27 protein-coding genes, 1 tRNA gene and 2 pseudogenes are annotated in these 25,145 nt (G+C 67.7%); 17 read left to right on the top strand and 13 right to left on the bottom strand.

Translation table 11 applies throughout. From position 1 onward, the window contains the following. Positions 1 to 34: 34 nt before the first annotated feature. Entirely contained in the window at positions 35 to 1,252 is a 1,218-nt protein-coding gene (locus tag ACKY0X_RS05300) for an acetyl-CoA C-acetyltransferase (RefSeq protein ID WP_065039703.1), read from the top strand. Positions 1,253 to 1,317: 65 nt separating this feature from the next. On the opposite strand, the gene ACKY0X_RS05295 is transcribed toward ACKY0X_RS05300, so the two are convergent. Both ACKY0X_RS05295 and ACKY0X_RS05290 read right to left on the bottom strand, forming a co-directional pair. Further along, positions 1,318 to 2,163, bottom strand: coding sequence for a hypothetical protein (locus tag ACKY0X_RS05295; protein ID WP_409428591.1), 846 nt, complete (start codon positions 2,161 to 2,163; stop codon positions 1,318 to 1,320). 110 nt (positions 2,164 to 2,273) lie between these two features. After that, on the bottom strand, positions 2,274 to 3,125 hold the full coding sequence (locus ACKY0X_RS05290) for a Bax inhibitor-1/YccA family protein (protein ID WP_409428590.1): 852 nt from the start codon (positions 3,123 to 3,125) through the stop codon (positions 2,274 to 2,276). A 158-nt stretch (positions 3,126 to 3,283) separates the two neighbouring features. Between ACKY0X_RS05290 and ACKY0X_RS05285 the strand changes: the two genes are divergently transcribed. Genes ACKY0X_RS05285 through ACKY0X_RS05275 form a run of 3 tightly spaced genes read left to right on the top strand, consistent with a single transcriptional unit; the run spans position 3,284 to position 6,815 of the window. After that, complete coding sequence (locus tag ACKY0X_RS05285; RefSeq protein WP_409428589.1) at positions 3,284 to 4,321, top strand: enoyl-CoA hydratase/isomerase family protein; 1,038 nt, start codon at positions 3,284 to 3,286, stop codon at positions 4,319 to 4,321. A gap of 9 nt (positions 4,322 to 4,330) precedes the next feature. Further along, positions 4,331 to 5,104, top strand: a complete 774-nt coding sequence (locus ACKY0X_RS05280) for an enoyl-CoA hydratase (RefSeq protein ID WP_065039706.1) — start codon at positions 4,331 to 4,333, stop codon at positions 5,102 to 5,104. Between the two features lie 10 nt (positions 5,105 to 5,114). Then, positions 5,115 to 6,815: an alpha/beta hydrolase gene (locus ACKY0X_RS05275; protein WP_409428588.1), complete on the top strand. Its 1,701-nt coding sequence runs from the start codon at positions 5,115 to 5,117 to the stop codon at positions 6,813 to 6,815. On the opposite strand, the gene ACKY0X_RS05270 is transcribed toward ACKY0X_RS05275, so the two are convergent. Both ACKY0X_RS05270 and ACKY0X_RS05265 read right to left on the bottom strand, forming a co-directional pair. Further along, positions 6,747 to 7,223 carry a rhodanese-like domain-containing protein gene (locus ACKY0X_RS05270; protein ID WP_065039708.1) on the bottom strand — a complete coding sequence of 159 codons (477 nt, stop codon included), beginning with the start codon at positions 7,221 to 7,223 and terminating at the stop codon, positions 6,747 to 6,749. The two genes, ACKY0X_RS05275 and ACKY0X_RS05270, sit on opposite strands and share 69 nt — an antisense overlap. Next, entirely contained in the window at positions 7,220 to 7,765 is a 546-nt protein-coding gene (locus tag ACKY0X_RS05265) for a cysteine dioxygenase family protein (RefSeq protein WP_065039709.1), read from the bottom strand. The genes ACKY0X_RS05270 and ACKY0X_RS05265 overlap by 4 nt, the downstream gene beginning before the upstream one ends. 276 nt (positions 7,766 to 8,041) lie before the next feature. Here ACKY0X_RS05265 and ACKY0X_RS05260 point away from each other — a divergent pair, with 276 nt between their 5' ends. Beyond that, the gene (locus tag ACKY0X_RS05260; protein ID WP_409428587.1) at positions 8,042 to 9,052 is read left to right on the top strand and encodes a patatin-like phospholipase family protein; all 1,011 of its coding nucleotides are present in this window, start codon (positions 8,042 to 8,044) and stop codon (positions 9,050 to 9,052) included. Between the two features lie 57 nt (positions 9,053 to 9,109). On the opposite strand, the gene ACKY0X_RS05255 is transcribed toward ACKY0X_RS05260, so the two are convergent. The 7 genes and pseudogenes from ACKY0X_RS05255 to ACKY0X_RS05225 form a co-directional block, all read right to left on the bottom strand. Further along, positions 9,110 to 9,946 (bottom strand): patatin-like phospholipase family protein, encoded by an 837-nt coding sequence (locus tag ACKY0X_RS05255; protein WP_409428586.1) that lies wholly within the window; start codon positions 9,944 to 9,946, stop codon positions 9,110 to 9,112. After that, positions 9,943 to 10,818 (bottom strand): class II glutamine amidotransferase, encoded by an 876-nt coding sequence (locus tag ACKY0X_RS05250; protein WP_409428585.1) that lies wholly within the window; start codon positions 10,816 to 10,818, stop codon positions 9,943 to 9,945. Before ACKY0X_RS05250 ends, ACKY0X_RS05255 begins: the two co-directional genes overlap by 4 nt. Positions 10,819 to 10,826: 8 nt before the next feature. Then, the gene (locus ACKY0X_RS05245) at positions 10,827 to 11,294 is read right to left on the bottom strand and encodes an SRPBCC family protein (protein ID WP_409428584.1); all 468 of its coding nucleotides are present in this window, start codon (positions 11,292 to 11,294) and stop codon (positions 10,827 to 10,829) included. 16 nt (positions 11,295 to 11,310) lie between these two features. Next, a complete protein-coding gene (locus ACKY0X_RS05240; protein ID WP_409428583.1) occupies positions 11,311 to 12,369 on the bottom strand; it encodes a dihydrodipicolinate reductase in 1,059 nt (352 codons plus the stop codon). After that, positions 12,369 to 14,000 (bottom strand): long-chain fatty acid--CoA ligase, encoded by a 1,632-nt coding sequence (locus tag ACKY0X_RS05235; protein WP_409428582.1) that lies wholly within the window; start codon positions 13,998 to 14,000, stop codon positions 12,369 to 12,371. Before ACKY0X_RS05235 ends, ACKY0X_RS05240 begins: the two co-directional genes overlap by 1 nt. 41 nt (positions 14,001 to 14,041) lie before the next feature. Continuing rightward, complete coding sequence (locus tag ACKY0X_RS05230; RefSeq protein ID WP_409428581.1) at positions 14,042 to 15,079, bottom strand: YncE family protein; 1,038 nt, start codon at positions 15,077 to 15,079, stop codon at positions 14,042 to 14,044. 464 nt (positions 15,080 to 15,543) lie between these two features. After that, positions 15,544 to 15,651, bottom strand: a pseudogene (locus ACKY0X_RS05225) (excalibur calcium-binding domain-containing protein); the annotation flags it as partial. Between ACKY0X_RS05225 and ACKY0X_RS05220 the strand changes: the two are divergent. Continuing rightward, positions 15,646 to 15,864, top strand: a pseudogene (locus tag ACKY0X_RS05220) (integrase core domain-containing protein); the annotation flags it as partial. The pseudogenes ACKY0X_RS05225 and ACKY0X_RS05220 overlap by 6 nt on opposite strands. A 129-nt stretch (positions 15,865 to 15,993) precedes the next feature. Continuing rightward, the gene (locus ACKY0X_RS05215) at positions 15,994 to 17,355 is read left to right on the top strand and encodes a cation:dicarboxylate symporter family transporter (protein WP_105295775.1); all 1,362 of its coding nucleotides are present in this window, start codon (positions 15,994 to 15,996) and stop codon (positions 17,353 to 17,355) included. Between the two features lie 70 nt (positions 17,356 to 17,425). Here ACKY0X_RS05215 and ACKY0X_RS05210 read toward each other — a convergent pair. Together ACKY0X_RS05210 and ACKY0X_RS05205 are read right to left on the bottom strand one after the other, a co-directional pair. Next, a tRNA-Leu gene (locus ACKY0X_RS05210) sits at positions 17,426 to 17,499 on the bottom strand. A gap of 64 nt (positions 17,500 to 17,563) precedes the next feature. Further along, positions 17,564 to 17,869, bottom strand: a complete 306-nt coding sequence (locus tag ACKY0X_RS05205) for a DUF732 domain-containing protein (RefSeq protein ID WP_046285092.1) — start codon at positions 17,867 to 17,869, stop codon at positions 17,564 to 17,566. A gap of 482 nt (positions 17,870 to 18,351) precedes the next feature. Between ACKY0X_RS05205 and ACKY0X_RS05200 the strand changes: the two genes are divergently transcribed. The 10 genes from ACKY0X_RS05200 (at position 18,352) to ACKY0X_RS05155 (ending at position 25,105) form a co-directional block, all read left to right on the top strand. Continuing rightward, positions 18,352 to 18,651: a PE family protein gene (locus tag ACKY0X_RS05200; protein WP_409428580.1), complete on the top strand. Its 300-nt coding sequence runs from the start codon at positions 18,352 to 18,354 to the stop codon at positions 18,649 to 18,651. Positions 18,652 to 18,660: 9 nt separating this feature from the next. Further along, the gene (locus ACKY0X_RS05195) at positions 18,661 to 19,899 is read left to right on the top strand and encodes a PPE family protein (RefSeq protein ID WP_409428579.1); all 1,239 of its coding nucleotides are present in this window, start codon (positions 18,661 to 18,663) and stop codon (positions 19,897 to 19,899) included. A gap of 8 nt (positions 19,900 to 19,907) precedes the next feature. Further along, positions 19,908 to 21,158 (top strand): PPE family protein, encoded by a 1,251-nt coding sequence (locus ACKY0X_RS05190; protein WP_409428578.1) that lies wholly within the window; start codon positions 19,908 to 19,910, stop codon positions 21,156 to 21,158. A gap of 45 nt (positions 21,159 to 21,203) precedes the next feature. Beyond that, entirely contained in the window at positions 21,204 to 21,503 is a 300-nt protein-coding gene (locus ACKY0X_RS05185) for a WXG100 family type VII secretion target (protein ID WP_083022909.1), read from the top strand. Between the two features lie 20 nt (positions 21,504 to 21,523). Continuing rightward, positions 21,524 to 21,808 (top strand): WXG100 family type VII secretion target, encoded by a 285-nt coding sequence (locus ACKY0X_RS05180; RefSeq protein ID WP_047317298.1) that lies wholly within the window; start codon positions 21,524 to 21,526, stop codon positions 21,806 to 21,808. A gap of 204 nt (positions 21,809 to 22,012) precedes the next feature. Beyond that, on the top strand, positions 22,013 to 22,312 hold the full coding sequence (locus tag ACKY0X_RS05175; RefSeq protein ID WP_409428577.1) for a PE family protein: 300 nt from the start codon (positions 22,013 to 22,015) through the stop codon (positions 22,310 to 22,312). Between the two features lie 41 nt (positions 22,313 to 22,353). Beyond that, positions 22,354 to 23,523, top strand: a complete 1,170-nt coding sequence (locus ACKY0X_RS05170; RefSeq protein ID WP_409429515.1) for a PPE family protein — start codon at positions 22,354 to 22,356, stop codon at positions 23,521 to 23,523. Between the two features lie 37 nt (positions 23,524 to 23,560). Next, a complete protein-coding gene (locus tag ACKY0X_RS05165; protein ID WP_409428576.1) occupies positions 23,561 to 23,857 on the top strand; it encodes a WXG100 family type VII secretion target in 297 nt (98 codons plus the stop codon). A 20-nt stretch (positions 23,858 to 23,877) separates the two neighbouring features. Continuing rightward, positions 23,878 to 24,162: a WXG100 family type VII secretion target gene (locus ACKY0X_RS05160; protein ID WP_409429514.1), complete on the top strand. Its 285-nt coding sequence runs from the start codon at positions 23,878 to 23,880 to the stop codon at positions 24,160 to 24,162. A gap of 133 nt (positions 24,163 to 24,295) precedes the next feature. Next, positions 24,296 to 25,105, top strand: coding sequence for a PE family protein (locus tag ACKY0X_RS05155; protein ID WP_409428575.1), 810 nt, complete (start codon positions 24,296 to 24,298; stop codon positions 25,103 to 25,105). Positions 25,106 to 25,145 lie beyond the last annotated feature (40 nt).

The following is a 25,145-nucleotide window of genomic DNA, read 5'->3' as shown; positions in this document are numbered from 1 at the left end:
TTCGGCTCTATTACCCGATCTCAAGGAGCCAGAAGTGCCTGAAGCTGTAATCGTCTCAACTGCGCGTTCGCCGATCGGCCGGGCCGGTAAGGGATCCCTGGTCACCATGCGGCCCGACGACCTGGCCGCCCAGATGGTGCGCGCCGCCCTGGACAAGGTGCCCGCGCTGGACCCGCGCGAGATCGACGACCTGATGATGGGCTGTGGCCAGCCGGGCGGCGCCGCTGGCTACAACATCGGGCGCGTGGTCTCGGTGCTGCTCGGCTACGACTTCCTGCCCGGCACCACGGTGAACCGGTACTGCTCGTCGTCGCTGCAGACCACCCGGATGGCGTTCCACGCGATCAAGGCCGGCGAGGGTGACGCATTCATCTCCGCCGGTGTGGAGACCGTCTCGCAGTTCGCCATCGGTGCCGCCGACGGCGCCCCGAACAGCAAGAACCCGCTGTTCAACGACGGGATGGCTCGCTCGGAGGCCGCCGCAGCCGGTGCCACCGAGTGGCACGACCCGCGCGCCGACGGCCTGCTGCCGGACGTCTACATCGCGATGGGCCAGACCGCCGAGAACGTAGTGCTGCACACCGGGATCAGCCGCGAGGACCAGGACCACTGGGGCGTGCGCAGCCAGAACCGCGCCGAGGAGGCCATCAAGAGCGGCTTCTTCGAGCGCGAGATCTCCCCGGTCACGCTGCCCGATGGCACGGTGGTGAGCACCGACGACGGCCCGCGCGCCGGCACCACCTACGAGAAGATCAGCCAGCTCAAGCCGGTGTTCCGGCCCAACGGCACGATCACCGCCGGTAACGCCTGCCCGCTGAACGACGGCGCCGCCGCGGTGATCATCACCAGCGACACCAAGGCCAAGGAGCTGGGTCTCAAGCCGCTGGCCCGGATCGTGTCGACCGGGGTGTCGGGCCTGTCGCCGGAGATCATGGGCCTGGGCCCGATCGAGGCCGTCAAGAAGGCGCTGGCGAACGCCAAGATGTCGGTCTCCGACATCGACCTGTTCGAGATCAACGAGGCCTTCGCGGTGCAGGTGCTCGGCTCGGCTCGCGAGCTGGGCATCGACGAGGACAAGCTGAACGTGTCCGGCGGGGCGATCGCCCTGGGCCACCCGTTCGGTATGACCGGTGCCCGCATCACCGCCACCCTGCTGAACAACCTGGCGACCCACGACAAGCAGTTCGGCGTGGAGACCATGTGTGTCGGTGGCGGCCAGGGCATGGCCATGGTGGTCGAGCGGCTCTCCTAGCTCCGTTTCATTGACTCTGCGCTCAGGGCGGGAAAGTTCGAGTAACCCCCGCCCTGGGCGCAGAGTCATTTTCGCCTCAGGGCGTCCCATGACTGGCGGACGCGTCGAACGACGTCGTAGCCCCGGTGTTCGGCGAGCACCGTGATGTGCGACCAGCCCGCCTGCCGGATGTATTCCAGACGCTCGACGTCCTTGACGAACTGTGGGCGGCTGGTGCGGTGCTGGTCGCCGTCGTATTCGACCGCGAGCATGATGTCCTCCCACCCCAGGTCAAGGAAGTAGCGCGGACAGCCGTCCGCCCCGAGAACCGGGATCTGGGTCTGCGGCCTGGGAAAGCCGGCGTCACTGAGCAACAGCCGCAGCCAGGTCTCCTTCGGTGACTGCGCGCCGGCATCGACGAGGTACAGCGCGGCTTCCAGTTGGCGCAACCCGCGGGTGTGCCGATGCCGCGACGCCAGCCGAGCCACATCTTCGATCTTGAAATGCGTGGCGTTGGCCAGGGCGTCGAGCCTGGCGACCGCCTGACGTAACGGCCCGCGTCGGCCCAGGTCAAAGGCGGTGCGCTCGGCAGTGGTGGCGACGACGCCGCCGCGATGCTCGGATTCGCCGTCCAGGATGAGGTCAGCACGGGTCTTGACGCCGTGCGGGGGTCGCGCGTTACGCCAGATCAGTTCGACGATCGCGTCATCCCCGACCCAATTCGCCCCGTGTAGGGCGGACGCCGCCAAGCCGGACACGACCGCCTGGCGCTGCGACCACAGCCAGGCGGCCTGCGTCCGGTGCAGGAGCGTCGGTTCGGCGCGCTTTTGCTGGTAGACGTTCGGCAGGACTGCCGTGTGGAACTGGCGCAGCTCATGGCGGCTCAAAGTTCCAGCGGCTAACGCCTCGCTACCGATGAATGGTTGTCCCATGTCGGCATGTTGCCCAGGGCCACCGACACAAAAAATGACTCTGCGCTGAGGGCGTGTGCTACTCGCACTTTTGCGCCCTCAGCGCAGAGTCAACGGGGAAAGCTAGCGGGTCACTCGCTCTGGAAGTAGCTCAGCAGCCGCAGGATCTCCAGGTACAGCCAGACCAGGGTCACGGTCAGGCCAAGTGCGATACCCCAGGCGGCCTTCTCCGGCGCGCCTGCGCGGATCAGCTGGTCGGCGGCGTCGAAGTCGATCAGGAAGCTGAACGCGGCGATACCGATGCACACCAGCGAGAAGATGATCGACAGCGTCCCGCCGCTGCGCAGGCCCAGGCCCTCACCGCCGCCGACGCCGAACAGCGACAGCACCAGGTTGCCGATCATCAGGGCCAGCACACCGAACATGCCGGCGACGAGCATCCGGGTGAACTTGGGGGTGACCCGAATGGCGCCGGTCTTGTAGACCACCAGCATGCCGCCGAACACCCCGAGGGTGCCCATCACGGCCTGGCCGATCATCGAGCCGGCGTTGCCGGTGCCCACCGTGAAGGCGGTCAGCACCCACGAGATGGCGCCGAGGAACAGGCCCTCCAGCACGGCGTAGCTGAGCACCACCGCCTTGTTGTCCTGCTTGCGGGCGAACATGGCCACCATGACCACGGCAAGGCCACCGAACGCACCGACGAAGGTCAGCGGCCCGGCCAGCGCCTGATTGGCCGACACCATGAAGAAGGAAATGATCGCCGCAACGCTCAGCACGCCCAGCGTGATGCCGGTCTTGGTGACGACGTCATCGATGGTCAGCGGGCGAGTGACCTCCCGCTGCTGGTACTGAGCCATGGGGTCGATCTGGTAGGTCTGGCCCACCTGCTGAGTCGCACCGGCCATACCGGTTCCGAACTGCGCATAGCCGCCGCCCTGCTTGGGCAACGAACGAAATACCGGGTTGCTGGTCTCCCGCACCGTCCCGATCCTCTCTTGGGGCTGTGAAGCGAAGGGTTACGAATACTCAAATCAACGTTTCCCGACCCGCCGGAGTTCCCGACGGCGTTCAGGCCGCTCTGCTGCCAAACCTTACCCGCGGATCAGTGACCGCGCGTAGGGATCTACATTGCGAAGGCGTGACAGGTGAATCTGACGAGGTCCTGGCCCACGTTGACAACGGGGTCGGCCTGCTGACACTCAACCGTCCGAAGGCGATCAACTCGCTGAACCTTCCGATGGTGACCGCCATGACCGCGTCGCTGTCCACCTGGGCCGAGGATCCGGCGGTCACGGCGGTGGTACTCACCGGTGCCGGCGAACGCGGACTGTGCGCCGGCGGCGACGTGGTCGCGATCTATCACAGCGCCAAAGCCGACGGGGCGGACGCGCGCCGCTTCTGGTACGACGAGTACCTGCTCAATGCGCAGATCGGCGGATACAAAAAGCCGTACGTGTCGTTGATGGACGGCATCGTGATGGGCGGCGGCGTCGGAGTCGGGGCGCACGCCAACACCCGGGTGGTCACCGACACCACCAAGATGGCCATGCCCGAGGTCGGTATCGGCTTCATCCCCGATGTCGGCGGCACCTACCTGCTCTCGCGCTCCCCCGGCCGGCTCGGTCTGCACGCGGCGCTGACCGGCGCACCGCTCTCCGGCCCGGACGCCATCGCCCTGGGCTTCGCCGACCACTATGTGCCACACGCGACGCTGGAGGCCTTCACCGCGGCGATCATCGCCGATGGAGTGGACAGCGCCCTGGCCGCACATGCGACCGATGCGCCGGCGAGTCAGCTTGCCGCACACCGCGACTGGATCGACGAATGCTACGCGCACGACACCGTCGCCGCGATCGTGGATGCGCTGGCCGGCCACGCCAGCCCCGACGCCAACGCCGCCGCCGAACTGATCGGCACCCGCTCCCCAGTCGCCTGCGCGGTGACGTTGGAGGCGGTGCGTCGGGCGGGCCGGCTCGCCACCCTGGAAGACGTGCTGATCCAGGAATACCGGGTTTCCTGCGCTTCGCTGCGCTCGCATGATCTGGTGGAGGGCATCCGCGCCCAGTTGGTCGACAAGGACCGTAATCCGCAGTGGTCCCCGGCGACGCTGGCCGAGGTGAGCGCCGCCGATATCGAGAGCTACTTCGTGCCCGCCGAACCCGACCTGACCTTCTAAGGAGAACCCATGACGTACGAAACCATTCTCGTCGACCGCGACGGCCGCGTCGGCACCATCACCTTGAACCGGCCGCAAGCGCTCAATGCGCTCAACAGCCAGGTGATGAACGAAGTCACTGCCGCCGCAGCCGAATTCGACGCCGACCCCGGCATCGGCGCGATCATCATCACCGGTAGCGCCAAGGCGTTCGCCGCCGGAGCGGACATCAAAGAGATGGCCGATCTGAGTTTCGCCGAGGTGTTCGCCGCCGACTTCTTCGCCGCCTGGTCCAAGCTGGCAGCGGTCCGCACCCCGACCATCGCCGCGGTGGCCGGGCACGCCCTGGGCGGCGGCTGCGAACTAGCCATGATGTGCGACCTGCTGATCGCCGCCGACACCGCCAAGTTCGGCCAGCCGGAGATCAAGCTGGGTGTGCTGCCCGGCATGGGCGGCTCGCAGCGCCTGACCCGGGCCATCGGCAAGGCCAAGGCGATGGACCTGATCCTGACCGGCCGCACCATCGACGCCGCCGAGGCCGAACGCTCCGGTTTGGTGTCCCGTGTAGTGCCCGCCGACGACCTACTGGCCGAGGCCGGCAAGGTCGCCGCCACCATCGCCGGGATGAGCCTGTCTGCTGCCCGGATGGCCAAGGAAGCCGTCAACCGGGCCTTCGAGTCCACCCTGGCCGAAGGGCTGCTCTACGAGCGTCGTCTGTTCCACTCGGCGTTCGCCACCGACGACCAGACCGAGGGCATGGCGGCGTTCACCGAAAAGCGCGCACCGAATTTCACCCACCGCTGAGTAGCTCCCGATGAGCGCGACAGCCACCGACACCGCACCTGCGGAAACACCTCCGGAGGCGATCGCGCGCGCACCCTGGTGGGTCCGGCACTACACGTTCACCGGCACCGCGATGGGCCTGGTGTTTCTGTGGCTGTCGCTGACACCGTCGCTACTGCCGCGTGGGCCACTGTTCCAGGGTTTGGTCAGCGGCGGCTCGGGCGCCATCGGCTATGCCCTGGGGGTGTTCAGCGTCTGGCTGGTCCGCTACATGCGCTCGAAGGACACCAGCCCGCCGGCCCCGCGGTGGGCGTGGCGGGTGCTCATCCCGACCGCGGCGATCATCCATCTCTGGGTGGTGTGGACGATCCACGGCTGGCAGGACCAGATGCGCGACCTGATGGGTGTGCCGCGGCTGACTTGGTACAACTACCCGCAAGCCGGCGCGATCGCGGTGGCCACGCTGTTCATCCTGGTCGAGATCGGCCAACTGATCCGGATGCTGATCCGCTTTCTGGTGCGCCAGCTCGAACGCGTTGCGCCGCCACGGGTTTCGGCCGTGGTCGCCGTCTCGTTGTTGATAGCCCTGTTTGTGGCGGTACTCAACGGTCTGGTGCTCAAGCCCGCGATGCACCTCATGAACAGCACCTTTGCCTCGGTCAACGAGGAGACCAGCCCCGACCGGGCCGCCCCGTCGACCCGGCTGCGCTCGGGCGGACCGGGGTCGCTGGCGTCCTGGGAGTCGCTGGGCCATCAGGGCCGTATCTTCGTCGCGAATGGACCCACCGTCGCCCAGCTCAGCGCGTTCAACGGCACACCGGCCACCGAACCGATTCGCGCCTACGCCGGCCTGAATTCGGCCCACGGGATCAAGGAGACCGCTGAGCTGGCCGCGGCCGAGCTGGCCCGTACCGGCGGGCTGAGCCGCGCGGTGGTGGCGGTGGCCACCACGACGGGCACCGGCTGGATCAACGAGGCGGAGGCCTCGGCCCTGGAATACATGTTCAACGGCGACACCGCGATCGTGAGCATGCAGTATTCGTTCCTGCCCAGTTGGCTGTCCTTCCTGGTCGACAAGGAGAACGCACGCCAGGCCGGCCAGGCCCTGTTCGAAGCCGTCGACAAACAGGTGCGCGCCCTGCCGGAAGCCCAGCGCCCCAAACTGGTGGTGTTCGGCGAGAGCCTCGGGTCCTTCGGCGGCGAGGCCTCGTTCATGAGCCTCAACAATGTGCTGGCGCGTACCGACGGTGCACTGTTCTCCGGTCCGACCTTTCAGAACACCATCTGGACCGACCTGACCATCAACCGCGATCCTGGTTCCCCGCAGTGGCTGCCGATTTACCACGACGGGCGCGCCGTGCGGTTCGTCGCTCGCCCGGAAGACCTGGCACGCCCCGACACCCCTTGGGGCGCACCGGATACGCCGCGAGTGGTTTACCTACAGCACGCCTCCGACCCGATCGCCTGGTGGCATCCAGATCTGCTGTACCACAAGCCCGACTGGCTGCGAGAGCCACGCGGCTACGACGTGCTGCCGCAGGTGCACTGGACCCCGATCGTGACGTTCCTGCAGGTCTCTGCCGACATGGCGGTGGCGATCGACGTACCCGACGGCCATGGCCACAGCTACGTCGCCGACGCCGCCGATGCGTGGGCGGCGATCCTACATCCAGCGTCGTGGACCCCGGAGAAGACTGAACGACTCCGCCCCCTGCTGCACTCCAACGCTTAGCGCGGCCAGCGGGGCCGGCTCCACCAGCTCCCCGACCGCAGCCAGGGCCTGATAGCCGCCGATGACATCAGTGGCGCGGTGCAGCCCCAAGTCCTGCAGCGCCGCCGCGGCCAGGCTCGAGGTGTAGCCCTGCGAGCACAAGATGATCCACTGCACGTCGTCGTCAACCGCCTGCGGCAGCCGCGCGTCGCTGGTCGGGTCGCAGCGCCACTCCAGCACGTTGCGTTCGATCACCAGCGCGTCCGGCACTTGGCCTTCCTCCGCACGCTGGGCCGCCGGCCGGATGTCGACCAGGTATGCGCCGTTGCGCAGCGCCTCGGGCACCTCATCAGCGGTCAGCCGGTGCAGCTTGGCTCGAGCCGATTCGAGGACTCTGTCGATGCGGCTGGTGACGTGCGTTGCGGTCATGACGCCTCCGGGTGCTGGGTGAGTTCGGTGCGCTGCCTCCTCAAAGTATGGTCCTGCGCGACGTCGTAGTAGGACATTTCCACCAGGGGCGGCGAGTATGCGTGCACGCTCAGCGTCGGCGCGGCCGGTTCGAGCTGGGTTGTCGGCGGTGCCCAGACGACGTCGTGCACCCAGCCCTGGGTGAACGCGGCCTGGTCCCCGGCGTCCAAGCGTCGTTGCGCCAGCTCGCGACCATTCCAATGGAACTCATCCAGCGAGCCGGACAGCACGGTCAGCGCACCCAGCGAGTCGCCGTGATCGTGCAGTTCGGTGGCGTGCCCCGGGACCCAGCTGATCAGCCAGATGTCGAGCCGCTCGTCACCGTGGATTCGGGCGAACCACCGCTGGTCGTCGGGCAGTCCGGAGGCGGGCAGCAGGTGGTTGTAGCGGCCTTGCAGCACCGCGTCGGCGGCCAGGTCGGTGGTCTGCAACAGGTCGGGCAGGCGCAACGCGCGCGGCCGGGCGGCCGGGCGCCGCAGCGCGATGGGATCGGCGATAACCATGGTGAGAACTCCAAAGAAGATGGGCTGGATTTGAGAAAGGGTCGGCGGCAGCATTCAGCTGCGGCAACAACAACCCTGAAATCCGACGTGCTCCATCACAGCGGCCATGCTATCCGGGTGCCGCGCCGGACGCATCGGCGCGTCAGTCGCGGGGCCGAAGTTCCGGCCCACCCAGCACAGCAATACCCGCTGTGACCTGCCGTTTCCTGCCGGTATTACCGTTGTAATCGCAATGACGGAAAGAACCGGCGCGGTTGAGCCCGCAAAATGGTGGATATGACCTCTGCTGCGGAATCCCGCGCGCACCGGGCGCCCCGGGTGGCGCTGGTGCTGGGCAGTGGCGGTGCGCGCGGCTATGCCCACATCGGGGTGATCGCCGAGCTGCGCGACCGCGGCTACGACATCGTGGGGATCTCCGGATCGTCGATGGGTGCGCTGGTGGGCGGGCTGCAGGCTGCCGGTCGACTCGATGACTTCGCCGAGTGGGCCAAGTCGCTGACCCAGGGGGCGGTGCTGCGGCTGCTGGACCCGTCGTTCACCGCGGCGGGGGTGCTGCGGGCGGAGAAGATTCTCGATGTCGTCCGCGACATCTTGGGCGACATCGACATCGAAGAGCTGCCGATTCCCTACACCGCTGTGGCGACCGATCTGATCGCGGGCCGATCGGTGTGGCTACAGCGCGGCCCGGTCGATACCGCCATCCGCGCGTCGATCGCCATCCCCGGGGTGATCGCACCGCACGTGGTCGAGGGACGCCTGCTCGCCGACGGCGGCATCCTCGACCCGCTGCCGATGGCCCCGCTGAGCGCGGTCAACGCCGACCTGACGTTGGCCGTCAGCCTCAACGGCGGCGACCCGACTGCCGCCGGCCCGGCCGCCCAGGATTCCGAGCGGGACGTGCCGGCTGGACGCTTGAATCGCATGTGGCGCAGTACGTCTGCGCTGCTGGACACCAGCGGAGCACGGTCTCTGCTGGACCGGCCGACGGCACGGGTGATCCTGGACCGGTTCAGCAGTGGCGAGTCCGAACCGCATGGGCCGGGCGAGGACGAGGAGTCCACTCCCGAGGTGTTGCCCAAACTGGGCAGCTTCGAGGTGATGAACCGCACCATCGATATCGCCCAGGCGGCGCTCGCCCGCCACCAGCTCGCGTCGCACCCGCCCGATCTGCTGATCGAGGTGCCTCGCGTGGCCTGCCGCAGCCTGGACTTCCACCGCGCTGCGGAGTTGATCGACGTGGGCCGCGAGCTTGCCGCCCGCGCTCTCGACACCGCGAAATCGCTTTAGGCGCTAGCCCATGGCGACGACCCGCAGCGCCCGACTCCGTCGCGCTTGCGATCGTCGCTAGCCGTTAGCCAAGAACTCGGCGATGGCGCCGGCCTGCCGGCGGCCCTGTTCGCGGCCGGCCTGCGCCGACGGCAACCGGCACGCCGGGTCGAGCGGATTGCCGCCGAAGGCGCGTATCGCGTCATCGTCGGCCAGCACCGCGCACACGCGACCGGCGAACGCCGCGATCTCCCCGTCGACGCCGCCACCGGTGGGCACCAGCAGCACCGCCTCGTCGCAGTCAGCGGCCACATCGAGGTTGACCGTGCTGCGCACCCCGCCGTCCATGTAGCACCGCGTACCCAGCACCACCGGAGGCCACGCACCCGGCACCGCACAACTGGCCGCCACCGCGTCGATGAGTTCCACCCCCGAGTCGCGGTCGAAGACCGTCAGCTCCCCGGTGTCGATGTCGATCGCAGTGATGCGCAGCGTGCGCTCCGGCCAGTCGTGTGACGGCAGCCGGTCGGCGATGATGCCCCGCCGCACCGGCGCGGCAACTGTCTGCGCTGCCAGGGCAACCGCGCCGATGCCTTGCAGTTTCTGCGCGGTGGTGGTGTTGGGTTCGGTGATCGCCGCCACGAACAGCTCGGTCAGCTCATCGGCACCGACACCGGGATCGATCTCCGAGGAGGTCTCGGTGACCTGGCGGGCAAACAGCTGCTCCAGGCCCAGCCCGCTGCCGATCTGGGCGGCCACCGCTGACCCGGCCGAGGTTCCCACCAGCACCGCGGATTCGAGCAGTTTCCGTGCGGTGTCGGGTGATTCGTCGGCGATGCCGCACAAGACGCCGGTCTGCCAGGCGATGCCCGCTACCCCACCGCCGCCGAGCACCAGGGCGCGTTTGACTGTCATTTCCGTCCTTTCCATGGATGTTGAGCCTCCTGGGCGGCGGCGGTCAGTTCTTCCCGGCGCAGTTGCCGGTCCGGAGTATCGGGGAAGGCCAGCTCGGTGGTGATCGTCAGCGCGGCGTCGACGTGGACCAATTCCCCGGGGGCGATCAACCGCCAGCGCGGGTCGGTGCCCATCGGCTCACTGGCGAACACCACCGCCGGGCGGCCTCGCAGCTGCGTGGAGTGCGCCCGGATCCGCGGGGTTTGCAGGTCCAGACCGACCGGTGCGGATCCATCACGGCGGTCCAGCAGATACAGCTCGTGGGTCTCGGGGTAGCGCAGCGCCCACATGTCGGTGGCCGTGGCGAGCAGGATGTTGAGCGCATAGATCGGCATATTGGCTGCCAGCCAACCGACCGCGTCGCGCAGGCCGGCACCGACGTCGCCGTCACGCGCCCGCACACAACCGGTGATCAGTGCGAAGATCCGCTCGGAATCGGTCTGTCCCCCAACTAGATCCGCGGTGCCGATTTCGCGAAGTCGTTCCTCGATGGTGTCGAGGGCACGCAGCACGCCGTTGTGCGCGAAGATCCGGTCGTCCTGCAGGAAGGGATGGGTGTTGGCGACGTCCCGTGCACCGGTGGTGGCGTAGCGCACATGCGCGACGAACGTCGTTCCGGTCAGTTCGTTTGCCTCGGTGGAGAATTCAGCATCCTGCCAGGCCGCTATCGGCTCCTTGTACAGGTGCGGCACGCCGTTGGCGTCGAAGACGCCGATTCCGGTGCCATCCGGGTTGCGTCGACTCTGCTCGGCGAGGTTGTCCGGGGCGTCGAGCAGCCAGAACGTGGCGGTGACGGCGTCGGTCCCGGCGTGCAGCCCGAAAAGTCGGCACATCGGCGGACTCAGCCCTCCAGCAGCGCGGACAGTCGCGCCAACGCCTGACGCGCGTAGCCCTTCCACAGCCAGCCCAGTACCGGCAGCAACGGCGCGCCCAGCCGAGACCGCGGGTGGATGACCCAGCTCCAGGTGACCGTGGTGCCCGAACCAGCGGGAGCGAACTGCCAACGGCCCTCGACGTAGGCCACCAATGGGGCCATGGGGCCGGTGATGTCGGTAAGCCGGTATCCGAACGCCCGGGGCGGATCGACCTCGGTCAACTCCTCGCGCATGCTGCCGCCGCCGGTCAGCAGGACGGTGCGGGTCTGCCCGACGCTGCCCCACTCGCCGGTTTGGTCCCGGACCTCTTTGATCGGCGGGATCGGCCCGTACCAGCGACGAAAGAGCTCGGGCAGCGGCAATGGCAATGTTCCGGCAAACGCGTCAGCGACGGTCACAGGTACCGTCCGAGACTGTTCGACAACCAGGGCCATCAGCCGAGGGTAGCGCTCAGCGCGCCAGGTGCGGAGCGGCCCGGCCCGTGATGAGCGGCAGGTCGAAGAACCCGGCGATACCCGGCGGGGCCGCGCAGGTCGCCGGGATGGCGTTGACGCAGTGCGCCGCGGTTGCCACGACGCCGGGGTTGCTGATCAGGCCCTCTTCGACGGTTTCGGGCTGCCAGCCCTTGACGGTGACGAAGGTGTCGGGATTGCCCCGCACCTCCATCTCGTAGCGCTCACCGGCCGGCCCGAAAGTCCATGGCGGGTCGAGGTTCTCCTCGCCCATCAGCCAGTTGACGGTGACCCGGACCACCACCTCGTCGCCGACGGTGGCTTCCCAGTGGAACCGCCGCCCCGCCACCTGGCCGGGTTCGATCGAACCGATCGGCGAAGCGATCGGCGCGGTGGCCACCGCCACCTCCTGCGAGGAACGAATCTCCTCGTCGGCAGCGAATCCCAGCCGGTCCACGCACAGCCGCACCGATTGGCGGAACCCGCCGTCGAGCAGCTTCTGCATCGGACCGCTCAACGCCTTATCCGGGGTCCCGCCGAAGCCCATCACGTGGCGCACCACATCCGGGGCGTCATAGGTGCGCAGATCCGAATACTCTTCGCCGCGAATGAATGTCACGCCGGTGGACATCACCGACAGCAGCAACGGGAACAACTCGGTCGCCGCGCCCGGGCCGATACCGGCCCCGTGCAGGGTCACTTCACCCTCGCGCGCCGCAGCCTCCAGCGGGCCGGCCTCCTTCTCGGTCGGGTAGAACCAGCCGACCGGGGTGACCACGTTCTTGCCCGAACGCAGCAACGCCGCAACCTCGTCGGGATTGGGCAGAAGCGGCGCATAGATCACCGCGTCGGCGTCCAACGCCAGGATCTCGTCGACGCTGTCGGTGGCCGTCACGCCCACCGGTTCAGTTCCGATGATCTCCCCGACGTCCTTGCCGCTCTTGGACTTCGAGTGCACCCAGCAACCGACCAGCTCCAGGTCGGGATGCTCGAGCACGCCCTTGATCGCGGCGATTCCAACTCCGCCGGTTGCCCATTGGATGACACGCAGGCTCATCAGTTATGCACCTCGCTCACTTGGTATTGCTCCTCGGCGTACCGGGCACGGATGGTCTTCTTGTCGTACTTGCCGACGCTGGTGCGCGGGATCGCCTCGACGAACGTCCAGCGCTCCGGCAGCCACCACCGAGCGACCTTGTCGGACAGGAAGGTTCGCAGTTCGGCACCGCTGACCGAGGCACCGGTGCGGATCACCACCACGGCCAGCGGCCGTTCCTGCCAGCGCTCGTCGGGCACCCCGACCACCGCGGCCTCGACGACGTCGGGGTGGGCGATCAGCTCGTTCTCCAGTTCCACCGAGGAGATCCACTCCCCGCCGGACTTGATCACGTCTTTGGCCCGGTCGGTCAGCGTGATGAAGCCCTGCGGGTCGATGCGGCCGACGTCACCGGTGCGCAGCCAGCCCGAGGAGAACTTGGACTCGTCCTGGCCGCGGTAGTAGGCGCCGGTGATCCAGGCGCCGCGCACCTCCAGCTCACCGACCGCCTCGCCGTCGTTGGGCAGCACCACGTCCTCGTCGTCGACGATGCGGGTCTCGACCCCGCACACCGGCCGGCCCTGGGTGCCGCGCAGCGCCCAGTGCTGCTCGGGTGGGGTGCCCGGCGGCGGCCAGGCCATGGTGGCCATCGGCGAGGTCTCGGTCATGCCCCACAGCTGCCGCACCTGAACGTTGTGCCGCTGCTCGAATGCCTGCATCAGCGAGACCGGAACCGCCGACCCGCCACAGGCCGCCAGCCGCAACGACGAGATGTCGTGGCCGGGTTCACGTTCCAGGTAATGCATGACGTCGTTCCAGATGGTCGGCACCGCACCGGCCACGGTGGCCCGCTGCGATTCGATGAGGGCGACCAGCGACTTGGCGTCCAGATGCCGGTCGGGCATCGCCAGATCCGCACCCGCCATCAGCGCCGAATACGGCAGGCCCCAGGCGTTGGCGTGGAACATCGGCACGATCGGCAGCACGCAGTCGACCGCGCCGATGCCGGTGCCGTTGGTGGTGCATCCCGCCATGGCGTGCAGGTAGCTGGACCGGTGGCTGTACACCACGCCCTTGGGGTTACCGGTGGTGCCGCTGGTGTAGCACATGGCGGCCGCCGAGTTCTCGTCGATGACCGGCCAGTCGAAGTCGTCGGACTCGGCCGCCAGCAGCTCGGCGTAGCGCAGCACGGTCTTGCCGGAGGCCTCCAACGCCGCGACGTCGCCGTCCCCGACGAGGATCACGGTGTGCACGGTCGCCAGTTCCGCCAGCACCGGCGCGAGCAGTTGCACTAGTGACCCGTCGACCAGGATCACCCGGTCCTCGGCCTCGTTGGCGACGAAGACGATCTGCTCGGCGAACAGCCGGATGTTCAGCGTGTGCAGCACCGCACCCATCGACGGCACCGCCAAGTAGGCGGCCAGGTGTTCGGTGTTGTTCCACATGAAGGTGGCCACCCGCTCGTCGCCGGTGATACCGAGGCGCCGCAGGGCATTGGCCAACTGGGCCGCCTGCCGACCGAGCTCGCGATAGGTGGTGACCCGATACCCGTCGTCGGCCACGGTGGTGACGGTGCGATCACCGTGGACGGCGGTGACGTGGTTCAAGATGGCACCGACCGTCAGCGGCCAGTGCTGCATGGTGCTGTGCATCGGCCTATTCGATCACGCCACCATTCCGAACGTGGCGTGGGTTACACCGCGGGTTCGAGTTGCAGCATGCGGGTGACGGCGTCGTCGAGTTCCAGCTGCTCGTGCAGCAGCGCCGACGGGGCCGGCAAGTCGGCCAGCGACGCGATGGTCACCTTGCCGTCGAATCCGGCGATGTAGAGCCGGCTGCCGTCCGGGCTCTCCGCGGCGCAGGACGGCGCGGTGATGCCGGGCAGCGTGCCGAGGGGCTCGTTGGTGCGCGCACACAGCACCAGGACGGCGCCGTCGGTCACCAGGTAGACCCGCTGGCCGTCGCGCCCGGCGATCAGCTGGATCAGCTGGGCCTCCAGGACGCGGGTGGCGCTGACCGCGTGGGTGCGGGCGTCGACGACGTGCACGCGGCTGCGGCCGTCGGGGCCCGACGTCGCCACGTACAGGCGGGCACCGTCGGGGCTGACCGCGACGTCGATGATGCTCGCGCCGATCCGGATGGTGTCGACGATGTTCAGGTCGCGGTCCAGCACGGTGACGATGTCACCGGTGGGCTGGCGGACCGCCGCGTACAGCCGCCGGCCGTCCGCGCTGATCCGCAGGCCGGCCGCTGCCGCCCCGGGGTGCCCGGACACCGCGGCGGATGCGGCGGGACGCATGGCCGCGTCGAGCGCGAGCACGTCGACGCCCGCGGAGCCGGTGCGGGTGAGGTAGACGCGGCTGCTGGTCGGGTCGGCGACCAGGTCGCCGATGTCCATGGCCACCGGGTAGCACCCGGCGACCTGTGCGGTGTCGACGTCGATTGCGAGCACGGCGTCCAGCGCGGTCGAACCGGCGGTGACGTAGGCCCAGCCGGTGCCGGCGGGGCCGGCGGCGACCGAGAACGGCTCGTCGGCCTGGAAGACGGTGTTGACGATCTTGCAGCTGACGGTGTCGATGATCGAGACGGTGTCGTCGCCGTAGTTGGTGGCCAGCAGGCGCTGGCCGTCCGCGGTGACCGCGATGCCGCCGATCGGGCCGCGGTCCAGTGTCACGGTGTTCGCGACGCGGGAGGCAGCGTTGGCCAATCTATAAGCCGGCACGTCGTCCACATCGCTCCTATCAACCACTGTTCGCATCGCTTCGTTCGTATCGTCGTTCGTATCGTCACTGCCCTCGCGCCCCCGCGGCTGCCGCAGTGCGGCCGGGTCGAGACCGGGGTGCCGGGGCGGGGCGTCCGGTCGATCCTAGCGGTGAATTCGAGGTAACAGGAAAATGACCGAATTATTGTGATCGACGTCGCAGACTAATCCCAACCGTCCCACGTCACATCGGGTAAAACCGCAGATCAGAGCCGTTCAGCAACCGCCGCTGTAGCCCTTGACCAGGCCTTCTTTCATCTCCAGACAACGTTCGTTGCGACCCGCGATTAACGTTGAATAAGAAATTAAGAACTCCCACCAGGAAATTCCGCACGTCTTGCCAAAGACTCTTGCAAATTCCCAGACTGGCGGGTATGAGCCGGACAAAGGTGCCGGTCAAGCGGTGAAGCGGGGCCGGCAGAGGCCCCACAGACCTAGGATTCGCACGCCACACCATCGCCGTCTCGATCAAGTTGGTAGATGTCGTTGCCGACGACCGTGACGGGGCCTTGAACGTACGCCGGGCCGTTACCGCCCTTGCCATCGCCGGTATGTCCCCCTCAGTGGAACGTGCTGGGGACAGCTACGACGCCGTCGCCGCAACCATCAACGGCCTCTACAAGACCGAACTGATCAAAACCCGCGGCCCGTGGCGCACCATCGACCAAGTCGAAGTAGCCACCCCGGAATGGGCGGACTGGTTCAATCACCGCCGCATCAACAGCTACTGCGCCGACACACCACCGGCCGAGTAAGAAGCCCTTTACTACAGTCAGGTCCGAACCCAGCAAACTGCTGAGTTGTCAATCCCCTGAGCGTCCGGAAACGCCGGGGATTCAAGATGCTCGTTGCAGCGCAATCGACGTCAACTGGAGGTGGCACCGATGACCGTGTCTGCAGACTCGCGATCCGAGCCGTCGCCCCCACAGCGTCGCGACCGAACGCACTGGCTCTACATCGCAGTCATCGCGGCCGTCGTCGTCGGCATAGCGGTCGGGCTCGTGGCACCCGAGGTCGGCAAGAGCGTCGGGGTGCTCGGCACCATGTTCGTCAACCTCATCAAGATGATGATCGGCCCCATCATCTTCTGCACGATCGTGTTGGGGATCGGCTCGGTACGCAAGGCCACCACCGTAGGGAAGGTCGGCGGCCTGGCCTTCGTTTACTTCCTGGGCATGTCCACGGTCGCATTGGCCATCGGTCTGGTGGTCGGCAACCTGATTCACCCCGGCAGCGGCATGCACCTGGCCGAGAACTCGACAGGTAAAGGCGCCGAACTCGCGGAGAAGGCACGCAAGTCAGGCGGACTCATGGACTTCGTGCAGGGCATCATCCCCGAGACGCTCTTCTCATCGCTGACCGCCGGAAGCGTGCTTCAGGCACTGTTCGTGGCACTACTGGTCGGATTCGCGCTGCAGGGCATGGGCAGCTCCGGTGAACCGATCCTGCGTGGCATCGAGCACCTGCAGAAGCTCGTCTTCAAAGTGCTCATCATGATCCTGTGGTTGGCACCGATCGGCGCCTTCGGTGCGATCGCCAACGTCGTCGGACAAACCGGCTGGACCGCCGTCACCCAACTGCTGACGCTGATGCTGGGCTTCTATGTGACCTGCGCGCTCTTCGTGTTCGGCGTGCTCGGCGTTCTGCTGCGCGCGGTGTCGGGGGTGTCCATCTTCAAGCTGGTGCGGTACCTGGCCCGCGAGTACCTGCTGATCTTCTCGACCTCCTCGTCGGAATCGGCGCTGCCGCGTCTCATCGCCAAGATGGAGCACCTGGGCGTCGACCGAAGCACCGTCGGTGTCGTTGTGCCGACCGGGTATTCGTTCAACCTCGACGGCACCGCGATCTACCTGACCATGGCGGCGCTGTTCATCGCCGAGGCGCTGAGCGCCCCGATGTCCGTCGGGCAGCAGATCGGCCTGCTGGTGTTCATGATCGTCGCCTCCAAGGGCGCCGCCGGTGTGACGGGCGCCGGGTTGGCCACGTTGGCCGGCGGCCTGCAGGCCCACCGCTCCGATCTGCTCGACGGGGTCGGCCTGATCGTCGGGATCGACCGGTTCATGTCCGAGGCCCGGGCGGTGACCAATTTCTCCGGCAACGCCGTAGCAACCCTGCTGGTCGGCTCGTGGACACACACCGTGGACAAGGCAAAGGTCGATGCGGTGCTGCGTGGGCACGATCCGTTCGACGAGCTCACCATGGTCGACGACCACTCCTCGGCAATCGCGCAACCTGCGCGCGTCTAGCTCTGGTGGCACCAAGGGCTCCCCCCCGGGTGAGCCCGGGCCATCAACCCTTTGACCAGCACAAACACCGTGCCCCCAGTCGGACTCGAACCGACACTGTGCGGATTTTAAGTCCGCTGCCTCTGCCAATTGGGCTATGGGGGCTCGCGGCGAATCTAACGCGAAGGCCTCACCGGCGCCCTACCGGCACTCCGAAACGGTGACGAAATCAGGCGTGCTCGGGGCAGTAGTTCTGCGCGGCGATACGCGCAAACTCCGCGGCACGCTGCAGCGTGAAGCCGGGGTTGGTGGTCTGTACAGCGACCACGGTGTCCATCGGGGTGAGCCCGGCGTCCATCAGCTGGCACACCGAGTGGCCGGCCGAGATGGCGACCTGGTCTGAGCCCTTGTGACTCAGACCGGCGCCGGTCAGCTGGGTGAGGAAGGCAGCGTCGCTGCCGACTGGTTCTGCGTGCGCCGGGGCCGCCAGACCGACCATGGCGGTCAGGCCCGCCAGCAGCAGAAACCGATTCATAGCTCGTAGTGTGCTGAGCATTCGTTAATAGCGTGTTACGCACCGTTTACTCCCCCGGATCTGGATGTTAAATCCGCGTTACCGCCCCCTCACCGCCCCGAAACGAGCGGCCGGCCCGGTGGACCGAGGCGGACTAAAAATGTTGTCCATCAAGCCAATTGACATCCCGCCAGGCGGGGCCGAAATCGCCGCGCCCACACCCAGGACGTCACTGTGAGCTGGACCACGCCACTGCGACGCGAAAGCCCTTCGGCGAACGCCCAATCCCGCCACGCACGGCTTTTGCATCCAAGCCGTCGTTCGGCCTTGGACCCGCGAAATCGTGACGCCTCACACAGCGCGAACATGCCTCCACTGAGGTGCATGTAAAGAGTTCCGACACCGCGGTTAAGAAGCGGTTAACCAGCTTTCACAATCGCCCAGTCATAGGCAACGGTGGTGCCAGGAGCCGGTTTGTCATCGGGCTCCGTAAGGAGAATCCCATGTCTTTCGTGACCACCCAGCCGGAGGCGCTGGCGTCGGCGGCCAGCACCCTGCAGGCGATCGGCGCGGCGCTCAACGCGCAGAGCGCCGCGGCGTCCGCCCCGACCACCGGCGTCACCCCCGCGGCCGCTGACGAGGTCTCGGCACTGACCGCCGCGCAGTTCGCCGCGCACGCCGGCCTGTACCAGACGGTCGCCGCGCAGGCCTCGGCCATTCACGACATGTTCGTAGCCACGCTCAAGATCAGTTCCGAGTCGTACGCGGCCACCGAGGCTGCGAACGCAGCGGCGGCGGGTTAGGCGGAGATCATGTGGGATTACGGAGCATTGCCCCCCGAGATCAACTCCGGGCGCATCTACACCGGACCGGGCTCGACCCCGATGATGACCGCCGCCGCGGCCTGGCGCGGACTGGCCGCCGAGCTGACCGCGGCCGCCCACTCCTACGAGACGGTGATCACCGAGCTGTCCGGCGAGGAATGGCTCGGCCCGGCTTCGTCATCGATGGCCGCGGCCGCGGCGCCCTACATCGCCTGGATGAACGACACCGCCGCGCTGGCCGAGCAGGCCGCAGTCCAGGCCACCTCCGCCGCCGCCGCTTTTGAGACCGCACGGGCGGCCACGGTGCCCCCGGCGGCGGTCACCACCAACCGGGTGCAGCAGGCGGCGCTGGTCGCGACCAACATCCTCGGCATCAACACCCCGGCGATCGCAGCTCTCGACGCCCACTACGCGCAGATGTGGGCCCAGGACGCCGCGGCCATGTACGGCTACGCCAGTAGCTCGGCCGCCGCGACCCAAGTCACCCCGTTCAGCGAGCCGGCCCAGAACACCAACCCGGCCGGGTTGGCCAACCAGGGTGCTGCGGTCACCCAGGCCGGCGGCTCCAGCACCGCCAACAGCACCGCGCAGACGGCGCAGATGATTTCGTCGCTGCCGAACGCCCTGCAGAGCATGGCCTCCCCGGCCGCCTCGACCGACTGGCTCGAGCAGGTCATCGAGTTCCTCTACAACGACCCGGTGAACGGCTACGCGTTCATGCTCGGCACCCCGTTGTACAACCTGTTCAACACCGCGGGCACCGGTGCGGCCTTCATTCCGTCTGCGCTGCTGCCAGCCCTGATCGGTTTCATGACCGGCGGCGGCTTCAGCGGCACCACCGGCAGCGCACTCGGAACCGGTCTGGGAGCGGCGTTGAGCCCCGGCGGTGCCCTCGGCGCCCTGGGTGCGCTCGGTGGAGGCCTGTCCAGCGGCGTCAGCAGCGCATTCGGGGTCAGCGCGGTCACCCCGGCCGTCACCGCCGGCATGGGCAAGGCCTCCCTGGTCGGGACGTCGTTCTCGGCGCCGGCGAGCTGGGCGGCCGCCACCCCGGGTGCTGCGGCGCTGACCAGCGGCCCCGGCGGTTGGGCGGTGCCGACCGAGACCCACAACAATATGGCCTCCATGCCTCCTCCGGTGCCGACCGGCGTCGGGCAGCGCGGCATGAACTACGGCACGCCGCGTTACGGGTTCCGGCCCAAATTCATGCCCAAGCCGATGGTGGTCTAGGAGCGACGATGATCGACTACGCACTGCTGTCGCCGGAGATCAACTCCGGGCGTCTGTACGCCGGTCCCGGCTCCACGCCGATGATGACCGTCGCCTCCGCCTGGCGCGGACTGGCCGCCGAGATCTCCTCCGCGTTGACGTCGTACGAAACGACGATCACCCAACTCGTCGACGAAGAGTGGATGGGTCCGGCATCGGCTTCGATGTCTGCGGCCACCAAGCCGTATCTGGCGTGGATGGCCGACACCGCGGCCAAGGCCGAGGAGGCGGCCACCCAGGCCACCTCCGCGGCAGCGGCGTTCGAGGCGGCCCACGCGGCCACCCCTCCCCCGGCGGTGATCGCCGCCAACCGCGCCCAGCAGAAGCAACTGGTGGCGACCAACGTGGTCGGCCAGAACTCGGCCGCGATCATGGCAAGCGACGCACAGTATTTCGAGATGTGGGCTCAGGCCACCGACGTCATGTACAGCTACGCCGCGTCTTCGGCGACGGCGACCAAGGTGACACCGTTCAACGAGCCCAACCAGACCACCAACCCGGACGGGACGGCCAACCAGGCCACCGCGGTCGGGCAAGCCACCGGCAACACCGCTGCCAACAACACCGCGCAGACCGCGCAAGCGATTTCGTCGCTGCCCAACACGCTGCAGACGCTGACCTCGCCGGGCACCGCTGACGCCGGTCTGCCCCCGCCCACGCTCGCCGGACTGCTCGAAGCCATCGGCCGCAATGCCTCGATCAATGGCGTTGTGTCCCTAGTGACTTACCCGCTCAACGGCCTGATGAGCTTCACCGGAACCTCCGCAGCGTTTACCCCGGCAAGCTTGATCCCGACCATGACCACGTTCTTCTCCGGCGGTGGTTTCAACGCCCTCGGCGGTGGTGCGGCAGGCGCCGGCATCGGCGCCCTGCTGGCCCCGGGTGGTCCGTTGAGCAGCCTGGGCGCACTGGGCGGCAGTGCTGCATCGGCCTTCACCGCCGGCGCACCGGCTGTGTCGGCCGGCGTGGGCCAGGCCACCTTGGTCGGCGAGCTGTCCACGCCACCGACCTGGGCCGCAGCCGCTCCCGCCGCCAGTGCCGTCGACACCGCCAACGCCTTGCAGGCCAGCAGTTGGGCAGCCGCCCCCGAAGAGATCGAGTCGATGGCGGCCATGCCCGGCGGGATGCCGATGGGCGCAGAACGCGGCGGCTTCGGTCTGAGCACCCCGCGCTACGGTTTCAAGCCGACCGTCATGGCCCGCCCGGTAGTTGCCGGATAAACCCCCTCACCACAAAGCGGAACCCGCAGAAAAGGAGACACAACAGTGGCAACACGTTTTATGACTGATCCGGACGCGATGCGTTCGATGGCGGGCCGTTTTGATGTGCACGCGCAGACGGTGGAGGACGAGGCTCGTCGGATGTGGGCGTCGTCGACCAACATCTCCGGCGCTGGCTGGGGTGGTCTGGCGGAGCGGACTTCGATGGACACCATGGGTCAGATGCAGACGGCGTTTCGCAACATCGTGAACATGCTGCACGGTGTGCGTGATGGTCTGATTCGCGACGCTAACCACTACGAGCAGCAGGAAGCTGCTTCCCAGCAGATCCTGTCCGGCAGCTAGGCAGAAGGAGAACCACGACCATGTCGATCAATTACCAGTTCGGTGATGTGGACGCTCACGGTGCGTTGATTCGTGCCCAAGCTGCGTCGTTGGAGGCGGAGCACCAGGCGATCGTGCACGATGTCCTGGCTGCCGGTGATTTCTGGGGTGGTGCGGGTTCGGTGGCGTGCCAGGAGTTTGTGGCGCAGTTGGGTCGCAACTTCGCGGTGATCTACGAGCAGGCCAACAGTCACGGTCAGAAGGTGCAGTCGGCCGGCAACAACATGGCCAACACCGACGCTTCGGTCGGCTCCAGCTGGGCGTAACGTCAGCCCAAGACCCGGGAAACCCGACGCAGCAGAGGGGGCTGCGTCGGGTTTTTCCGTTTCTAGACATCAAGGACTCATCAAGGTTCGATTCCGCTCCGTTAAGAGCGTGTAAGGGCAACAGCTAACCGAGCACCGTTGCGTCACGGTGGATCTCGTGGCCGGCACCGTGCCGGCTCGATCGGTTAGGAGATGGTGATGTTGATGTCGTTCGTGAGCGCGCAGCCTGTAGAGCTGACGACCGCGGCCGGCGAATTGACCGGTATCGGCTCGGCGATGGCTGCCCAGAATTCTGCGGCCGCCCCGGCGACCACCGGTGTGATCCCCGCGGCGGCGGACCCGGTGTCGGCGTTGACCGCCGCACAGTTCGTCGCGCACGCCGGCCTGTACCAAGCGGTCAGTGCCCAGGCGAATGCGATTCACCAGATGTTCGTCACCACTCTTACGACCAGCGCGGCAGCGTACGAGGCGACCGAGGCCGCCAACGCGATCGCAGCGCGCTGAGTCAAGCAAAACCAAGCAAGACAAAGGAACTCAAGAACATGATGGAGTTCGGTGCGTTGCCACCGGAAGTCAACTCCGCGTGGATGTACACCGGGCCGGGAGCGGCGCCGCTGATGGCCGCCGCAACGGCCTGGCGTGGGCTGGCCGCCCAGCTGGGGTCGACCGCCGCCGCCTACCAGGCGGTGATCACCCGGATGGCCGGTGAGCTGTGGGCCGGACCGGCGTCGGCGGCGATGGCCGCCGCGGCGGCCCCCTTCGTGGCGTGGATGAATACCACCGCCGCCCAGGCCGACCAGGCCGCCACCCAGGCCACCGCGGCCGCGGCCGCATTCGAGACCGCGTTCGCCATGACGGTTCCCCCGCCGGTGATCGTGGCCAACCGCAGCCTGCTGATGGCCCTGGTGGCGACCAACTTCCTGGGGCAGAACACCCCGGCGATCACGGCCACCGAGGCGCAGTACGCCGAGATGTGGGCCCAGGACGCCGCCGCCATGTACGGCTACGCGAGTGGTTCGGCCGCCGCGACGCAGGTGACGCCGTTCGCCGAACCCGCCCCGACCGCCAACCCGGCCGGGTTGGCCGGCCAGGCTGCCGCAGTCTCCCAGGCCGCGGGCAGCTCGGCGGCAGGCAACAGCCAGGCCAGTCAACTGATCTCGGTGCTGCCCAGCGTGCTGCAGGGTCTGGCCTCGCCGGCCCAGGGCAGCTCGTCGTCGGCCTCGTCGAGTTTGTCCGGGATCCTGGGCAGCCTGTTCGACAACAGCCAGATCACCGACAGCATCAACGGGATGGTGAACACCGGTGCCTGGAACGTCGCCAGCACGCTGTCGACCGCGGTCGGCTTCTTGAGCAGTCTCGGCAGCAGCGCGGGATCCTCGCTGGGGACGGCGGGCTCCGCAGCTGCCGGGGGGCTGAGTTCAGCCGGTTTCGCCGGACTGGGTTCCTTGGGCGGTGCGCCGGTGTCGGCGGCCCTCGGTCAGGCCGGTTCGGTCGGCATGCTGTCGGTGCCGCAGAGCTGGGCTGCCGGAGCCACCGTCAGCACCGTCTCGGCACTCCCAAGCACCGGCCTGAACGTGCCCGCGACAACCGGGACGTCGGCCGTACCGGCCGGCTTGCCGATTGGGGCGGGGGCCGGTCGCAGTGGCCCCAGCGGGAATCTGCCTCAGTACGGGTTCAAACCCAGTGTCGTCGCACATCCGGTCCTGGCCGGCTGACGCCGGAAGACCAACCAACAATCAAGGAGCTACACCAATGACCACACGTTTCATGACCGACCCCGACGCCATGCGTTCGACGGCGGCCCGATTCGATGCGCACGCCCAGACCGTGGAGGACGAGGCTCGACGGATGTGGGTATCAGCGACCAGCATCTCCGGCTCCGGCTGGGGCGGGCTGGCCGAACGCACGTCCTACGACACGATGGGCCAGATGCAGACCGCGTTCAGCAACATCGTCAACATGCTGCATGGCGTACGCGACGGACTTGTCCGGGATGCCAACCAGTATGAACAGCAGGAAGCCGCCTCGCAGCAGATCTTGAGTAGCTAACACAAGGAGTGATGATTCAGATGTCTATCAACTACCAGTTCGGCGACGTCGACGCCCATGGCGCGTTGATCCGCGCCCAGGCCGCAGCCCTTGAGGCCGAGCACCAGGCGATCGTGCACGACGTGCTCGCCGCCGGGGACTTCTGGGGCGGCGCCGGCTCGGTGGCCTGCCAGGAGTTCATCACCGCGCTCGGGCGGAACTTCCAGGTCATCTATGCCCAGGCCAACGCCCATGGTCAGAAGGTCCAGTCGGCGGGCAACAACATGGCCAATACCGACGCCGCGGTGGGCTCCAGCTGGGCCTGAAAGCAAACCGTCAATAATCCGAGCGAGACCGTAAAGAACTCGTTAACGACCTCTGACCGTCGGGAGTCCGACGAAACAGTGGACGGTGACCGAGCCCAGCTGGGGTCCGGCTCGTATCCGCCGAGGAGATGTCATGTCGTTCCTGACCACGCAGCCCGAGGCGCTGGCCGCGGCGTCCGGCAATCTAGCGACGATCGCCGGTGCGCTGAACGCCCAGAACGCGGCCGCGGCCGGCCCGATCACCGGGCTGGCCCCAGCCGCCGCCGACGAGGTCTCCGCACTGCAGGCCGCCCAGTTCTCCGCCTACGGCACCCTGTACCAGCAGATCAGCGCGCAGGCCGCGGCAATGCAGGAGATGTTCATTCACACCCTGCGCGTCAGCGCTGATTCCTACGGGGAGACCGAGACCGCCAACTCGGCAGCGGCCGGATTGGGCACCGCCACCTCCGGTCTGGGGAGCACCGGCTCGGGGGTCGCCGACCCGACCTTCGGGCTGGGCGGAGTCGCCAGCAACTCCGCGATCCTGGCCACGATGAACGGCACGAACATCGGCTCCGCCGCCTCGGCATTCACCGGCCTGGGCACCGGCTTCATCACCAACCCGTCCGGCGTCATCCACCACGTCGAGGGCGTCAGCCAGGGCAACCTGGTCTCGCAGAGCACGACCGGTGCCGCCACGGCCGCACCGGTCGCCGGGGCCGCCGGCCAGGGCAGCGGCCTCAACAAACTGTCAACGCCGCCGGGGTGGGCCGCTGAGGCGGCACCGGCCGCCGAACCGCGCCCGCTGGTCGCGGCAGGCCCGACGCCGACCGAGCCGCACGGCGCCGCCACGGTGCCTGCGGGGGCACCGGCAGTCGCCTCTTCCGATCGTGGTGGCCCCGGGTTCGGCCGGCCTCGCTACGGCGTCAAGCCGGTCGTGATGCCGCGCAAGCCGATCGTCTAGCGGCGACCCGCGCCTCGCCGAAACCGACTAGAGGAAACGG

Origin of the sequence: Mycobacterium sp. SMC-11, from assembly GCF_046250095.1 — a bacterium.
GTDB lineage: Bacteria > Actinomycetota > Actinomycetes > Mycobacteriales > Mycobacteriaceae > Mycobacterium > Mycobacterium heraklionense_A.
Note: the sequence above shows the minus strand (reverse complement) of the source record. Positions and strands in the feature narration are given on the sequence as shown.

Coding starts and splice junctions, on each gene's coding strand:
- ACKY0X_RS05180 (WP_047317298.1), top strand. CDS start 21,524: ATGTCGATCAATTACCAGTTCGGTGATGTGGACGCTCACGGTGCGTTG.
- ACKY0X_RS05265 (WP_065039709.1), bottom strand. CDS start 7,765: ATGGTTATCGCCGATCCCATCGCGCTGCGGCGCCCGGCCGCCCGGCCG.
- ACKY0X_RS05175 (WP_409428577.1), top strand. CDS start 22,013: ATGTCGTTCGTGAGCGCGCAGCCTGTAGAGCTGACGACCGCGGCCGGC.
- ACKY0X_RS05255 (WP_409428586.1), bottom strand. CDS start 9,946: ATGACAGTCAAACGCGCCCTGGTGCTCGGCGGCGGTGGGGTAGCGGGC.
- ACKY0X_RS05190 (WP_409428578.1), top strand. CDS start 19,908: ATGATCGACTACGCACTGCTGTCGCCGGAGATCAACTCCGGGCGTCTG.
- ACKY0X_RS05155 (WP_409428575.1), top strand. CDS start 24,296: ATGTCGTTCCTGACCACGCAGCCCGAGGCGCTGGCCGCGGCGTCCGGC.
- ACKY0X_RS05295 (WP_409428591.1), bottom strand. CDS start 2,163: ATGGGACAACCATTCATCGGTAGCGAGGCGTTAGCCGCTGGAACTTTG.
- ACKY0X_RS05260 (WP_409428587.1), top strand. CDS start 8,042: ATGACCTCTGCTGCGGAATCCCGCGCGCACCGGGCGCCCCGGGTGGCG.
- ACKY0X_RS05215 (WP_105295775.1), top strand. CDS start 15,994: ATGACCGTGTCTGCAGACTCGCGATCCGAGCCGTCGCCCCCACAGCGT.
- ACKY0X_RS05170 (WP_409429515.1), top strand. CDS start 22,354: ATGGAGTTCGGTGCGTTGCCACCGGAAGTCAACTCCGCGTGGATGTAC.
- ACKY0X_RS05195 (WP_409428579.1), top strand. CDS start 18,661: ATGTGGGATTACGGAGCATTGCCCCCCGAGATCAACTCCGGGCGCATC.
- ACKY0X_RS05235 (WP_409428582.1), bottom strand. CDS start 14,000: ATGCACAGCACCATGCAGCACTGGCCGCTGACGGTCGGTGCCATCTTG.
- ACKY0X_RS05205 (WP_046285092.1), bottom strand. CDS start 17,869: ATGAATCGGTTTCTGCTGCTGGCGGGCCTGACCGCCATGGTCGGTCTG.
- ACKY0X_RS05165 (WP_409428576.1), top strand. CDS start 23,561: ATGACCACACGTTTCATGACCGACCCCGACGCCATGCGTTCGACGGCG.
- ACKY0X_RS05275 (WP_409428588.1), top strand. CDS start 5,115: ATGAGCGCGACAGCCACCGACACCGCACCTGCGGAAACACCTCCGGAG.
- ACKY0X_RS05245 (WP_409428584.1), bottom strand. CDS start 11,294: ATGGCCCTGGTTGTCGAACAGTCTCGGACGGTACCTGTGACCGTCGCT.
- ACKY0X_RS05250 (WP_409428585.1), bottom strand. CDS start 10,818: ATGTGCCGACTTTTCGGGCTGCACGCCGGGACCGACGCCGTCACCGCC.
- ACKY0X_RS05160 (WP_409429514.1), top strand. CDS start 23,878: ATGTCTATCAACTACCAGTTCGGCGACGTCGACGCCCATGGCGCGTTG.
- ACKY0X_RS05240 (WP_409428583.1), bottom strand. CDS start 12,369: ATGAGCCTGCGTGTCATCCAATGGGCAACCGGCGGAGTTGGAATCGCC.
- ACKY0X_RS05200 (WP_409428580.1), top strand. CDS start 18,352: ATGTCTTTCGTGACCACCCAGCCGGAGGCGCTGGCGTCGGCGGCCAGC.
- ACKY0X_RS05280 (WP_065039706.1), top strand. CDS start 4,331: ATGACGTACGAAACCATTCTCGTCGACCGCGACGGCCGCGTCGGCACC.
- ACKY0X_RS05270 (WP_065039708.1), bottom strand. CDS start 7,223: ATGACCGCAACGCACGTCACCAGCCGCATCGACAGAGTCCTCGAATCG.